General features: G+C 74.6%; 9 protein-coding genes. 5 read left to right on the top strand and 4 right to left on the bottom strand.

Features of this window, described 5'->3' with window-relative positions; translation table 11 throughout:
* Positions 1-53: 53 nt before the first annotated feature.
* Positions 54-1,307 carry an amidohydrolase gene (locus tag AC1C2V_RS16085; RefSeq protein ID WP_495390644.1) on the top strand — a complete coding sequence of 418 codons (1,254 nt, stop codon included), beginning with the start codon at positions 54-56 and terminating at the stop codon, positions 1,305-1,307.
* 220 nt (positions 1,308-1,527) lie between these two features.
* Here the strand turns inward: AC1C2V_RS16085 and gad are convergent, their stop codons facing one another.
* Positions 1,528-2,934: a glutamate decarboxylase gene (gad, locus tag AC1C2V_RS16080; protein ID WP_495390643.1), complete on the bottom strand. Its 1,407-nt coding sequence runs from the start codon at positions 2,932-2,934 to the stop codon at positions 1,528-1,530.
* Between the two features lie 50 nt (positions 2,935-2,984).
* On the opposite strand from gad, the gene AC1C2V_RS16075 reads away from it, so the two are divergent.
* Positions 2,985-3,371 carry an SDR family NAD(P)-dependent oxidoreductase gene (locus AC1C2V_RS16075; RefSeq protein WP_495390642.1) on the top strand — a complete coding sequence of 129 codons (387 nt, stop codon included), beginning with the start codon at positions 2,985-2,987 and terminating at the stop codon, positions 3,369-3,371.
* A 21-nt stretch (positions 3,372-3,392) separates the two neighbouring features.
* Here AC1C2V_RS16075 and AC1C2V_RS16070 read toward each other — a convergent pair whose 3' ends face one another.
* From AC1C2V_RS16070 to AC1C2V_RS16060, 3 genes are all read right to left on the bottom strand, one after another.
* Positions 3,393-5,399, bottom strand: a complete 2,007-nt coding sequence (locus tag AC1C2V_RS16070; protein ID WP_495390641.1) for a penicillin-binding transpeptidase domain-containing protein — start codon at positions 5,397-5,399, stop codon at positions 3,393-3,395.
* A 98-nt stretch (positions 5,400-5,497) separates the two neighbouring features.
* Positions 5,498-6,739, bottom strand: a complete 1,242-nt coding sequence (locus AC1C2V_RS16065) for a MalY/PatB family protein (protein ID WP_495390640.1) — start codon at positions 6,737-6,739, stop codon at positions 5,498-5,500.
* A 161-nt stretch (positions 6,740-6,900) separates the two neighbouring features.
* Positions 6,901-7,608 carry a hypothetical protein gene (locus tag AC1C2V_RS16060; RefSeq protein WP_495390639.1) on the bottom strand — a complete coding sequence of 236 codons (708 nt, stop codon included), beginning with the start codon at positions 7,606-7,608 and terminating at the stop codon, positions 6,901-6,903.
* A 307-nt stretch (positions 7,609-7,915) separates the two neighbouring features.
* Here AC1C2V_RS16060 and AC1C2V_RS16055 point away from each other — a divergent pair, with 307 nt between their 5' ends.
* The 3 genes from AC1C2V_RS16055 to AC1C2V_RS16045 all read left to right on the top strand — a co-directional run bounded on the left by AC1C2V_RS16055 (position 7,916) and on the right by AC1C2V_RS16045 (position 13,683).
* Positions 7,916-8,218, top strand: a complete 303-nt coding sequence (locus tag AC1C2V_RS16055) for a hypothetical protein (protein WP_495390638.1) — start codon at positions 7,916-7,918, stop codon at positions 8,216-8,218.
* Positions 8,219-8,315: 97 nt separating this feature from the next.
* The gene (locus AC1C2V_RS16050) at positions 8,316-11,258 is read left to right on the top strand and encodes a helix-turn-helix transcriptional regulator (RefSeq protein ID WP_495390637.1); all 2,943 of its coding nucleotides are present in this window, start codon (positions 8,316-8,318) and stop codon (positions 11,256-11,258) included.
* Positions 11,259-11,283: 25 nt separating this feature from the next.
* The gene (locus tag AC1C2V_RS16045) at positions 11,284-13,683 is read left to right on the top strand and encodes a SpoIIE family protein phosphatase (RefSeq protein ID WP_495390636.1); all 2,400 of its coding nucleotides are present in this window, start codon (positions 11,284-11,286) and stop codon (positions 13,681-13,683) included.
* Positions 13,684-13,735 lie beyond the last annotated feature (52 nt).

Here is a 13,735-nt window from a genome sequence, read left to right as displayed (position 1 = left end):
TAACGGTGTCAACCGCCTGTTCGGCGCGGGGGGGCGGCGGCATGATGGCGGTCATGACCTCACCGATCCGCACCGCCCGCTCCTCCGTCGCCATCGTGAACGGCCACGTCGTCCCGGTGGACGGCAACCCCGTCGACGACGGCACCGTGCTGATCACCGACGGCGTCATCACCGCCGTCGGCGCCGACGTCGTCGTGCCGGACGGCGTGCGCACGGTCGACGCGGGCGGGCGCTGGGTGCTGCCGGGCTTCGTGGAGTCGCACGGGCACGTGGGCGTGCACGAGGAGGCCGAGGGCTGGGCCGGCGACGACACCAACGAGAAGACCGGGCCGAACGGCGCGCACCTGCGCGCGCTGGACGCGATCAACGTCGAGGACGAGGGCTTCCGCGACGCGCTCGCCGGCGGCGTGACGTCGGTCGTCGTGAAGCCGGGCTCCGCCAACCCGATCGGCGGGCAGACCGTCGCGATCAAGACGTGGGGCGGCCGCACCGTCGACGAGCAGGTGATCAGCGAGGCCGTGTCCGTGAAGTCCGCGCTCGGCGAGAACCCCAAGCGCGTGTACGGCGAGCAGAAGAAGCAGCCGTCCACCCGCCTCGGCGTGGCCGCCGTCATCCGGCAGGCGTTCCTCGATGCGCAGCACTACGTGGCCACCCGCGACGCCGCCGCGGCGAAGGGCGAGCCGTTCGCGCGCGACCTCGCCAAGGAGACGCTCGCCCGGGTGCTCGCGGGCGAGCTCGCCTGGGACCAGCACACGCACCGCGCGGACGACATCGCCACGGCCCTGCGGCTGGCGGACGAGTTCGGCTACCGGCTCGTGGTCAACCACGGCACCGACGGCGCGGCGATCGCGGACGTGCTGGCCGAGCGGGACGTCCCGGTGATCTTCGGGCCCATGCTCACGTCGCGCTCGAAGGTCGAGCTGCGCCACCGCGACATCGCGAACCTCGCGCGCCTCGCGGAGGCCGGGGTGCGGGTCGCGATCACGACCGACCACCCAGTGGTGCCGATCAACTTCCTGGTGCACCAGGCGTCGTTCGCGGTGAAGGAGGGCCTCGACCGGCAGGTGGCGCTCGAGGCGCTGACGGTGAACCCGGCGTCGTTCCTCGGCCTCGACGACCGGGTGGGCGCGCTCGCGCCCGGGCTCGACGGCGACGTCGTCGTCTGGTCGGGCGACCCCCTCGACATCGGCTCGCGCGCCGAGCACGTGTTCGTCACCGGCACGGAGGTCTACACCTGGGACACGGACGCCGACGGCGGGCGCGGCGCCGGCCGGGTCCGCGAGCGCGCGGACCGCTTCGTCGGTTGAGCCCGTCGGAACCACGAACCGGGTCTCGACAAGCTCGACCGACGGATGGCGGTTGAGCCCGTCGGAACCACGAACCGGGTCTCGACAAGCTCGACCGACGGTTGTCGGTTGAGCCCGTCGAAACCACGAACCGGGTCTCGACAAGCTCGACCGACGGTTGTCGGTTGAGCCCGTCGAAACCACGAACCGGGTCTCGACAAGCTCGACCGACGGATGGCGGTCAGTGGGTGAAGCCCGACTGCAGTCCCTCGGTCGGCATCGGGCCGGTGAGGGCGTCGAGGTAGGCGACCTCGTCCTCGAGGTCGGCGAGGAACGACGCCGCGAGGTCGCGGCTGAGCCCGTTGCGCACCACGACGCGCTGCACGGTGACGTCGGCGAGGTCGTCGGGCATCGGGTAGGCCGGGACGAGCCAGCCGCGGGTGCGCAGCCGCTCCGACAGGTGGTACAGGTTCCAGTTCTCCGTGTGCCCGGCGCGCAGCCGCCAGGCGAAGACCGGGATGTCGGACCCGTCGTTCCACAGCTCGAACGCGGGCAGCTGCCCGATGCCGTCGGCGAGGAAGCGGGCCACGTCGTGGGACGCGGTCTGGACGGCGGTGTACCCCGCGCGACCGAGGCGCAGGAACATGTAGTACTGCAGCAGCACCTGCGCCCCGGGTCGGGAGAAGTTGAGCGCGAGCGTCGGCATGTCGCCGCCGAGGTAGCTCACGCGGAACACGAGGCTCTCGGGCAGCGCCTTCTCGTCGCGCCACACGACCCAGCCGAGCCCGGGGTACACCAGGCCGTACTTGTGGCCCGACGTGTTGATCGACGCGACCCGGTCCACCTGGAAGTCCCACACGAGGTCCGGCTGCACGAAGGGCGCGATCATCGCGCCCGAAGCCCCGTCGACGTGGATCTTCACGTCCAGCCCGGACGCGGCCTGGATCCGGTCGAGGGCGGCCGCGACCTGCGCCACCGGCTCGTACATGCCGGTGTACGTGACGCCGAGGATCGCCACGACGCCGATGGTGTTCTCGTCGACGTACTTCTCGAGGTCGTGCCCGTCGAGCACCCGGTGCTCCTCGCTGATGGGCACGTACCGAGCCTCGACGTCGAAGTAGTTGCAGAACTTCTCCCAGCACACCTGCACGGCGCTGGACATCACGAGGTTGGGCGTGCCGACCGGCTTCCCGGCGTCCCGGCGGGCCTCCTGCCACCGGCGCTTCAGCGCGAGGCCGGCGAGCATGCCCGCCTCGGAGGAGCCGATGGTCGAGGTCCCCATCGCGTGGACCGGGTCGGGGGCGTGCCACAGGTCGGCGAGCATCCGCCAGCACCGGTCCTCGACCGCCGCCGTCGCCGGGTACTCGTCCTTGTCGATCATGTTCTTGTCGGCGGCCTCGAGGTAGAGGCGGCTCGCGTGGTCGTCCATCCACGTGCCGACGAAGGTGGCGAGGTTGAGGCGGGCATTGCCGTCGAGCATGGCCTCGTCGTGGACGACCTGGAACGCCGTCTCCGGCAGCGACTCCCCCTCGGGGAGCCGGTCGCGCGGGACCGAACCCGTCTCCCCCGGCCGGACGAAGACGGGGTTGAGCTCGATGTCCGCGCCTCGGACGCGACGTCGGCCGCCCCCTCGGGTCCTGCTGACCATGACGCTCTCCCTCGTCGGTGCGGCGTGCGGCTCGTTCGAGCGTAGGTCGGGTGGCGGGGGCTCACCCGGCCGGTGCGAGCGGCGGCGGGTCGATCATCAACATCTCGTCCGTGGAGGGCCTGCGCGGCAGCCGCGGCCTGCACGGGTACGTGGCGTCCAAGTTCGGCGTGCGCGGGCTCACCAAGTCGGTCGCGCTCGAGCTGGGCAGCCGCGGCGTGCGCGTCAACTCCGTGCACCCCGGGTTCGTCGCCACGCCGATGACCACGGGAATCGACGCCGGCCAGCCGCTCATCCCGCTCGGTCGCGGCGCGCGGCCGGAAGAGGTGTCGCAGACGGTCCTGTTCCTCGCGAGCGAGGAGTCGAGCTACTCCACCGGGTCCGAGTTCGTCGTCGACGGCGGCCTCGTGGCGGGTGTGCCCCGCACCGCGAGCCGCTGACGCCCGCTGGTCGAGCTCGGCTCAACCGACGGACTCGAGGAAGTCCTCCATCAACGGCCCGGCCGTGTCCGACCCGCGGTGGCCGTCCTCGATGAGGACTGCCACCGCGAGGTCGTCGACGATCGCGAGCATCCACACGTGCTGCTTCGAGCCGTCGCCGTATTGCGCCGTGCCGGTCTTGGCGCCCACGATGCCGGGTACGTCCTGCAGCATGTCCGCGCTGCCCTTCGTCACGACGCCGTGCATGAGCTCCCGCACCACCTTCGCCTCGGCGTCCGTCACGCCTGGGGTGGCGGGCTCCTCCGCGTCCTCGGCGGCAGTGTCCTCGCCTGCGCGCACCAGCACCGGCTGCACCCGCTGCCCCGCCGCGACGCTCGCGGCGACCGTCGCCATGCCGAGCGGCGACGCCTGCACCTTGCCCTGACCGATCATCGACGCCGCGTGCTCGGTCCCGCCCGCCTCGGTCGGCACCGCCCCGAGGAACGCCGGCACGCCCAGCGACGCCGTCGCGGCCTTCTCGCCCAGCAGGCCGAGGTCGGACGCCGCCGTCGCCAGGTCCGCCTGGGCGACCTTGTCGCGCTGCGCGATCATCGCGGTGTTGCACGAGTGGGCGAACGCCGTGCGCAGCGGCACGTCGCCGATGGCGGACGACGGGTAGCCGGGCACGTTGCCGAACGTGCGGCCGTCTACGGTGATGGTGTCGGTGCAGGCCACGTCGGTGTCCGGGGTGATCCCCGCCCGCTGCATCGCCAGCGCGTCCACCACCTTGAACGTGGACCCGGGCGGGTACTGGCCAAGGGTGGCGGTGGACCAGCCCTCGCTGCCCGGGCCGCTCGCGGCGGCGAGCACCTCGCCGCTCGACGGCCGGAGGGCGACGATCGCACTGGCCGGGTCGACGTCCTCGAGCACGTTCTCGGCGAGCTTCTGCAGGTGCTGGTCGAGGGTGGTGGACACGGGCGTGCCGTCCACGGGGTCCACGCGGTAGACCTCGCGGGCCTCGTCGTCGTCCTTGGCCGGGTCGCCGTCGAGGCCGACGTCATCCCCCGCCGCGCCCGCCGCCGGCACCACGCTCACGACGACGCCTGGCGTCCCGGCGAGCTGGTCGTCGTAGTCGCGCTGCAGCCCGGAAAGGCCCACGACGTCGCCCGCCCGGACCGCACCGTCGGACTTCTCGACGATCTCCTCGGTGGCCTCGCCTGCGCTGCCGAGCAAGGGCTCCGCGAAGTCACTGGTGGGGCCCAGCTCCCGCGAGTCCTCGACGGCGACGACGCCCTCGATGTCGCGCGCATCCTCGACGGAGAAGTCGGTGCCGGGGTTCTTCTCACGGATGGTGATCGCCTCGACGAACGCCTTCTCCCCGGCCGCGTCCACGCGGGCGAAGAACTCGTTGGGCTCCAGGCCCACCAGCTGGGCGAGGTCCCGCGCCGCCGACTCCTGGCCCAGGCCCTCGACCGCCGTCTTGTCCACCCCGATGTGCCAGACGCCGCGCTCGGTGATCATCGGGTCGTCGTCGCCGTCCAGGACGTCCCCGCGGTCTGCGTCGAGCGTCTCGACGTCCAGGCGCTCGCCGGGCACCAGGTCGGGCACCAGCACGTCCGGGCCCCACACCGCCGTCCACGCGCCCTCGCCGTCGCCGTCGGCCGCCGCCTCGTACGCCAGGTCCGCGGTGGTCGAGTACGTCCAGGTGAGGCTGCGCCCGAGAGGCCACGACCAGTCGAGCGTCGCCTGCGCCGTCGTCGAGCCGTCCTTCGTCACGGGCTTGCCCACCTCGGCGACCGCCACCGTGTGCCCCTGCTCGCCGGCGGCGTCCACCAGCGGGTCCAGCACCTCGGTGAGCTGGGTCTGCGGGTCCACGGACCCGGGGGCCTGGAGCGGGAGGTCGGCGAGGTCGCCGGCGAGGAGCGCGGCAGCGAGCGCCGCCGCGGTCTTGTCGGCGGGTGGGACATCGGGTCCGGTGCAGGCGACCAGGGGCAGGGCTAGCGCGGGCAGCAGGACGGCGGCGAGGGTGAGGCGGTGGCGTCGGCGCACCTTCGCGAGGTTATCGGCTTCCTGCCGGTCGTGACGGCTGGTTCGCCCGTGTCTCGGTAACGGTGCTGCATAGATTTCGTGCGGTCACCGGCGTCGGCTCAACCGGCGAGCGCGCGGCCCAACCGCTGCACGGCCTCGGTGAGGATCGCGGACGACGTGGCAAGGTTGAGCCGCAGCCACCCCGCGCCGCCGGCGCCGAAGTGCGTGCCGTCCTCGAGCGCGACGCGACCGTGTTCCAGCACGAAGCCGTGCGCGTCCGCGGCGGGCACGCCGCCGGGGAGGGCGGCACGCAGGTCCAGCCACGCGAGGTAGGTGGCGTCGGCGGGCTGCAGCCGCACCGCCGGGGCGTGCTCGGCGAGCAGCCGACCGACCAGCCCGTGGTGGTGGTGGACGGCGGCCAGCAGGGCGTCGAGCCACGGCTCGCCGTCGCGGTAGGCGGCCGCGTGGGCCAGCACGGCGAGATGGTTGACGGCGTGGCCGGCCTCCTCCGGGATGCGGCGCAGGTCGTCGCGGGCCTCGGGCCCCGCGAGGGCGACGGCCGCGCGCAGGCCGGCGAGGTGGAACGCCTTCGACGCCGACTGCACGACGATCGCCCGCTCGGATCCCGCCACCGACAGCAACGGCACGAACGCCGGCGCCCCGGCGGCGACCCGCTCGAACGTGAACGGCGCGTGGATCTCGTCCGCGACGACGCGCACGCCGTAGCGGTCCGCGAGCGCCAGAACGGACTCCAGCTCGGCCCGCGTGTGCGCCGTCCCCGTGGGGTTGTGCGGGTTGCAGAGCAGCAGCACGGCGCGCCGTCCGGACCCCGGCCCCGTGCCGTGCGCGGCCGCCCCCGTGGCGCGGGCGAACGCCTCCTCGAGGGTGACGAGGTCGAGCCGGAGGTCGGCCGATAGCGGCGCCTCCAGCACTCGGCGTCCCTCGTTCGACGGGAACCCGTAGAACGGCGGGTACACGGGCGGGGTGACGACGACGGCCTCGCCCGGCGCGGTGAGCACCCGCAGCACCTCGACGATCGCCCCCATGACGTCCGGCATCGTGCGGCTGCTCGCGACGTCCGGCGTCCACCCCCACCGGCGCTCCGCGAACGGCGCCAGCGCCTCCGCGTACGTGGTGCCGATGTCGTACCCCGTGTCGCCGATGGCGAGCGCGCGCTGCACCTCGGCCACCACACACGGCGCCACCGGCGTGTCCATCTCCGCCACGAACAGCGGCAGCACGTCCGGTGGGTACACGCGCCACTTCACGGACGTGCGGCGGCGCAGGTCGTCGAGGGTGAGCTGCTCCAGCGGGGAGTCGACGGCGGTGGCGGGCGGGGTGGCGGGCTCGTACGGGGTCACGGCTCCGGTCTACCAGAACCGAGCGCCGGTCGAGCCTGGCGAAACCCCGGTGGTTTCGACAGGCTCAACCGGCGTCGTGGTTTCGACAGGCTCAACCGGCGTCGTGGTTTCGACAGGCTCAACCGGCGTCATGGTTTCGACAGGCTCGACCAACGTCGCGCTCAACCGGCGGCCGGGACGGTCCTCACCACGGTCGCCCACTGCTCCTCGGCGAGCGCCGGACGGTCCTCGTCAGTGTGCCCGGCCCAGCGACGTGCGTCCTCGATGGTCGCGCCGAGGAGGCCGCACAGGCGGTCGTCGACGTCGGGCACGAAGGCCTCGCTGATGCCCTGCACGGCGGTCGACACGACCGACGGCGCGGCGTCGCGCACGAAGCGCTTGGGCCGCACGCGCGTGCCCTCGCAGAACCGGTAGGCCCAGTCGGCCGTCTTGGGCGACGCCGCCAGGGCGTCGGCGCTCGCGGGGGCGAGGGTGCCGTCCGGCCGGCCGTCGAGCACGTCGAGCATGCGCTCGGCGCCGATGATCGCGACCGCCAGCGTCTGCTGCCGGTCCGCCGGGGCAACGGGCAGCGCGGTCTGCGCCGCACGCAGCGCGATCTGCACGTCCCAGCGGGGGTCGGCGCTGGTCAGCCCGATGACGGACGGGATGAGCGGTGCGAGCTGCGGGCGGTTCCCGTCGGACGTCAGGTCGTTCACCGCGCGCGCCAGCATCGCCAGGAGCGGGTGCGTGCACTGCGGATGGTCGCTCCACCGCTCCCCCGCCAGGAACGACGCCAGCTCCATGAAGCACGCGCCCTTCCTCGGATTGCGATGCTTGCCCCTCCCGAGCATCGGCAGCGCGTCGAACGCGCCAGCAACAGATCCAGCCACGAGTCCACCCCCGTATCGGTCCGGTCTCCCCAGTGTGCGACCACTGTGACCCACGTCGCAACGGATGGAGCGGTCGAAAGGTCACCACGCCCCGCCCGCCCGGGCGTGGAGAGCCACCTCAGACCGGCCTCCCCCAGGTCGGACCGCCGTCTGAGGTGCCCTCTGAGGTACCCGGGCCGGCGAAGACCGGTCGATTGCCCGATCCACCGCCGGGGACCTCAGGACGAGTGTCGTCATCACGAGATCAGGTCAGCCGGCGGTGGCCGGCAGGAGAGGCCGGGAACGCCCGGCCGGCGAGGGGACCGAGATGGACCAGACGATGATGAGTGCGATCCAGGCGGAGCTGGAGTACCGGCGCGAGCGCAACGCGAAGGCGTACCAGCAGGGGAAGCCGGCACCGCTGGTGACGGCGGGCCGGTGGGGGGCACGCCTCGTGCACCGACTGCGGGCCGGCGAGGCCGTGCAGCGGTTCGGCACGACGATCGACGCCGTGGCGGCGCGGACCGACGCGGCGGCGTGGGAGCGCCAGGTGACGCGGCGGGCCGAGCAGATCTCCCACGGGCTCGACACGCTGCGCCCGCAGGACGGCGCCGGACGACGCGCCGCCTGACGTGGCGGTCGGGTCGGCGGCCGGCGCGCCGGTCGCGACGGGCGGGCAGGTCGGAAAACCTACGGCGGATGTGGGCGGGCGGTGGGACGATCACCTGGTGCGTCGTTCCAGCGAAGTTCCCCTGATCGCCCGCCAGGAGGAGGTCACCGCCTTCGGCCGTGCCCTCGAGCGCGCGGCGGAGGGCGAGCCCGGCGTGCTGCTGCTCGGCGGCGACGCGGGCGTCGGCAAGACGCGCCTCGTGACGCACCTGGCCGACGTCGCGCGCGACGCCGGCGCGCGCGTCGTCGTCGCGCACTGCGTGGACCTGGGCGACGTGGGCATCCCCTACCTGCCGTTCACGGAGGCCCTGGGCGAGCTGCGCGCCGTGCCCGGCGTGCGCGACGTGATCGCCGAGCGGCCCGCCCTCACCCGGCTGCTCGACCCTGCCAGCGGCTCGGGCACCGACCACGCGGAGCGCCTGCAGCTGCTGGACGGCATGGCCGGCAGCCTCGCCGCGGCGGGGCGCGCCGGTGCGCCGCTGGTGCTGGTGGTCGAGGACGTGCACTGGGCGGACGAGTCCACGCGCGACGTGCTGCGGTTCGTCGTGGCCCGGCTGCGGTCGGAGCACCTGCTGCTCGTGGTGACGTACCGCAGCGACGACGTGCACCGTCGGCATCCGCTGCGGCCCGTCCTCGCGGAGCTGCACCGGCAGCGCCCGGTGGAGCACGTGGAGCTGTCGCCGTTCACCGCCGACGAGCTGCGCGAGTTCACCACGGCGACCCGCGGCGAGCCGCTCGACGAGCGCGAGTTCGACGCGGTGCGCAGCCGGTCGGACGGCAACGCGTTCTTCGCGGAGGAGCTGCTCGACGCCGGGCAGTCCTCCATGGGCCTGCCCTGGTCGCTGGCCGACGTGCTGCACACCCGGCTGCAGCGGCTCGACCCCGCCGTGCAGCAGCTGGTGCGCCTGGCCGCCGTGGCCGGCCGCCAGGTGGACGAAGCGCTGCTGCGCGCCACCGCCCCGCGCCTGCCCGGCCTCGACGCGCCGGGCGCCGCCGAGCTCGCCCTGCGCGAGGCCGTGGCGCAGCAGGTGCTGGGCGTCGAGGGCCAGCACGTCGCGTTCCGGCACGCCCTCGTGGCCGAGGCGCTCGTGCTCGACCTGCTGCCCGGCGAGCGCACCGCCATGCACCGCGCCTACCTGGAGGCGCTGACGACGGACGTGGGCCTCGGCTCGGCGGCCAAGCGCGCCCACCACGCCCTGCAGGGCCACGACCTGACCGCCGCGCTCGTCGCCTCGCAGGAGGCGGCCCGCAGCGCGGCCGAGCTGCTCGCCCCCGCCGAGGAGCTGCGCCACCTCGAGCAGGTGCTCTCACTGTGGGAGATGGTGCCGGACGCCGAGGGGTTGCTCGGCGCCGACCGGGTGTCGGTGGTCCTCGAGACAGCGGCCGCCGCCAGCTCCGCCGGCCTGGCGCCGCGCGCGGAGCAGCTCGCCCGCCGGGCCGTCGAGACCCTCGACGACGACCCGGACCGTCAGGCGCGGCTGCGGCACGTGCTCGTGCGCTACGTGCTGGACCTGGAGGATCTCGCCGACGCGCTGCGGCAGTCGACGCTCGCGCTGGAGGTGCTGCTCCCGGGCTCGACGGACGCCGACCCGGTCCCGGAGGTCGAGGACGCCGACGCCACGCCCGATCTCGCGTGGACGCTCGCCGTGCACGCCCGCGTGCTGCTCAACGTGGACCGCGACGACGAGGCCGGCGACTTTGCCCGGGTGGCGGTCGACGTGGCGCGGCGGGCGGGCGCCCCGGACGCCGAGGCGGACACGCTGACGACCCTCGCCGTGCTGGAGGTCGGCTCCCCCGACTCCGCCGCGGACCTGCTCGGCCGCGCGTGCGAGCGGGCCGTCGTCGCCGGCGACCTGCGCACCGAGATGCGCTGCTGGTACAACCTGGCGGCCACCCACTTCTACGCGGGCCACCTCGAGCGCGCCGGCCAGGTGCTCGAGGCCGGGCTCGCGCGTGCCCGGTCGACGGGCGTCACCTGGGGCGCGTACGGGGTGCAGATGCTCGACCTCGCGCTGATCCAGCCGTATATCGTCGGCGACCTGAGCGACCACCCCACCCCCGAGGGCGCGCCCGCGCCGACGCTCGTGTTCCTCGACTCCGGGCGGCTGTACTCCGCGGCCGCACGCGACGGCGCCGCCGCCGTGGAGCGCGCCGAGGCGCTGCGGCCGGCGTGGCACGTGGACGGGCAGATCGCGCTCATCGCGGGCGGCACGCTCGCGGACGCCCTCACGTGGGCGGGCCGGTACGACGAGGCCGTGGCGACAGCCGAGGAGGTCGCCGCGCACCTCGGCGCCACCTGGTCGGAGTATTTCCTGGGCCGCATCTGGATCACCGCGCTCGCCCTCGCGGCGCTCGCCGAGAACGCCGAGAGCGGCCCGCACGACACCCAGGCCACGCAGGAGCTGCTCGACCGCGGCGACGGGCTCCTCGCCGTCGCGCAGGAGACGGCGCGGCGCGGGCGGCCGCGCGGCGGCAGCCTCGGGCCGGAGGGGCGGGCCTGGCTGCAGCGCGCGGAGGCGGAGCACTCCCGGCTGCGCGCCGCGCTCACCGACGAGCCCGCCGAGCCGGCCCTCTGGGAGGCCACGGTGCGCGAGTTCGACTTCGGCTACCGGTACGAGGTGGCACGGTCCCGCTTCCGGTGGGCCCAGGCGCTCCGGGCGGCCGGCGACGTCTCCGCCGCCGAGGTGGAGGCCGCGGAGGCGATGGGCGAGGCCCGAGCCATGGGTGCCGCGCCGCTGGCGGACGCGATCCACGCCTGGGGCCGGCGCGCGCGCGTGCCGCTGCCCGGCGCCCGGCGCACGTCGTCCGTCCTCACCGAGCGCGAGGAGGAGGTCCTGACCCTCGTCGCGCAGGGCCTGTCCAACCGGCAGATCGGCGAGCGGCTGTTCATCTCCACCAAGACGGTGAGCGTGCACGTGTCCAACCTGCTCGCCAAGCTCGGCGTCTCCGGGCGGGCGGAGGCGGTCGCCGTCGCGCACCGGCGCGGGCTGCTGAACGTCTGAACGGGCTGGGTCCATACTGGGCGACGTGTCGGAAGCCCCGGCTGGCGGCTCTCCGTCCGGCCCGCCGCCCAGTCCCGTGTCCGGCCACCGCGCCGACCACGTGGTCGCTCCCGCGGTCGGCCCGCTCCCGGGAGAGCCTGTCGCAGACGAGGTGTTCGACCGCATCGCGCGGCTCGTGCACCGCCACCTCGGCGTGTCCGCCGCGGCGATCGTCATGCTCACCGGCGACGGCGACTTGAAGCTGCTCCCGGGCGCCGTGGGCTTCCCGGAGCACACCCAGGCCCAGCGCCGGCTCCACCTGCCCAAGCCGCTGACGGCGATCGTCGCGCGCACCCGGGCCCCGCTGGTCGTGCGCGACGCCGACGACGACCCCCGCGTGGAGGGCCGGCACTCCATCGGCGACCTCGTGCTCGCGGCGTACGCCGGGTACCCGATCGAGGACGCCCGCGGGCACGTGGTCGGCGCCCTCTGGGCGGTGTCGTCCGAGCCCCGCATCTGGACCGAGACCGACCTCGCCACGCTCGCCGACCTGTCCGCCGCGGCATCCGGCGAGCTGCGCCTGCGTGCGGAGCGGGAACGTGCCCGCCTCGCGGAGCAGGTGGCGTTCCGCGCGCACCGCCGTTCGCGGTTCCTGCTGGGTCTGTCGGAGCGGTTCGCCCGCGTGACCACCCTGGACGAGGTCGAGGACGCCATCGCGCACGTCATCGGCACCGGCACCGGGGCGCGCTGGGTGTCGCTGGCGCTCGTCGACGCCGACCGGCGGCACCTGTCGTTCTTCACCGTGGGCCATCACCACCCCGGCGAGCCCGCGCTGCGCAGCACGCGGCTGGACGCGCCCCGGCCGGACACGCACGTGGTGCGCAGCCGCGCCCCGCTGCGCTTCCGCGACCACGCGGAGATGGCGGCGACCTACCCGGAGATGGGGCCGGTGGGGACCGTCTCCGAGGGCGCGCGGTCGTTCCTCCCGGTGATGTCGAACGGGATGGTCGTGGGCGTCATCGCCTGCGTGTGGGACCAGGCCCGCGACCACGACGCCGAGACGGCCGCGCTGGAGTCCACCATCAGCCGGTACGTGGCCCTTGCGCTCGAGCGGGTGGCGCTGCTGGAGGCCCGCCGCCGCGTCGCGACCACCCTGCAGGAGTCGATGCTGACCGCGCCACCGACGGTGGCGCACCTCGACATCGCCACCACCTACTCCCCCGCGGCCCGCACGGACCAGGTGGGGGGCGACTGGTACGACGCGGTGGCTCGCGAGGACGGCACGGCGATCGTCATGATCGGCGACGTCGCGGGCCACGACGTGCACGCCGCCGCGCAGATGGGCCAGCTGCGCTCCATGCTGCGCGCCCTGGCCTGGAGCCACGACGAGTCGCCGGCGGGCCTGCTGACCCGGCTCGACAAGGCGAACGCCCGGCTCGGCCCGCGCGCGATGGCGACCGCCGTCGTCGCCCGGCTCGACCGCGACCCGGCGCCCTGCCCGCAGGACGCTCTGGCGGGCGACGCGGCCGCCACACCGCCGGAGCGCGCCTACACGCTCACCTGGTCGGTGGCCGGCCACCCGCCGCCGATGGTGCTGCGCCGGGACGGGCAGGTGGAGCGTCTGTCGGACGTCCCCGACCTGCTGCTCGGCGTGGTCCCCACCACCCAGCGCACCGACCGCACCATCCGGCTGCTGCCCGGCGACACCCTCGTGCTCTACACGGACGGGCTGGTGGAGCGCCGGGGCGTCCCGAGCGACGACCGGCTGGCCGACCTGGAGAAGGTGCTCCGCGCCGCACACGGCGAGGCCACCTCCGCGGTGCCGCGTGCGCTGGTGCGCGGCCTGGTGGGCGACGCCCAGCGGGACGACGTCGCAGTGCTCGCCCTGCGCGTGCGCGTGCCGGCGCCGTCGGGCCCGCCGTCGTCCGCGGGCCCCGCGAAGGCGGAGCGCCGCGTCGCCGATGACGACCTGAGCGACCTGGGCCCGGCGCGGCGGTGGGTGGACGACATGCTCGAGTCGTGCGACGTCTCCGACGAGCAGCGCCGCACCGCGATGCTGCTCACCAGCGAGGTGCTGACCAACGCCCTCGAGCACGGCGAGAGACCCATCACCGCGACGGTGGAGGTGGACGGGCGGCGCCTGCGCGTGGGCGTGCGCGACGGCAGCACCGACGAGCCGGAGCTGCAGACGCCCCAGCCGCAGGATCTGTCGGGCCGCGGGGTGCTGTTCCTCGACCGGCTCGCGTCCCGCTGGGGCGTGCAGTGGCACGACGGCTCGGACGCCGTGGGGCGGCACTCGGGCGCGGTCGAGGGCAAGACGGTGTGGTTCGAGATCGACCGGGAGGCCCGGCCGCTCACCGGCACGGTGGCCCGCGTGCGCCCGCCCACCCCAGCCACGGGCGCCGTGCCCCTGGTCGAGCGCGTGCTCCGCGGCGACCGCGGCTGAGACCGCGCCGGAGCCGGTGTCGGAGCCCGGGGCACACCCCTCCCGAGCGTCG

The sequence above is a fragment of the Isoptericola sp. Y541 genome, assembly GCF_059445465.1.
Note: the sequence above shows the minus strand (reverse complement) of the source record. Positions and strands in the feature narration are given on the sequence as shown.

Bases quoted from the DNA above. Each gene is read 5' to 3' on its own strand.
- AC1C2V_RS16085 (WP_495390644.1), top strand. From the start codon at position 54: ATGACCTCACCGATCCGCACCGCCCGCTCCTCCGTCGCCATCGTGAAC.
- gad (WP_495390643.1), bottom strand. From the start codon at position 2,934: ATGGTCAGCAGGACCCGAGGGGGCGGCCGACGTCGCGTCCGAGGCGCG.
- AC1C2V_RS16055 (WP_495390638.1), top strand. From the start codon at position 7,916: ATGGACCAGACGATGATGAGTGCGATCCAGGCGGAGCTGGAGTACCGG.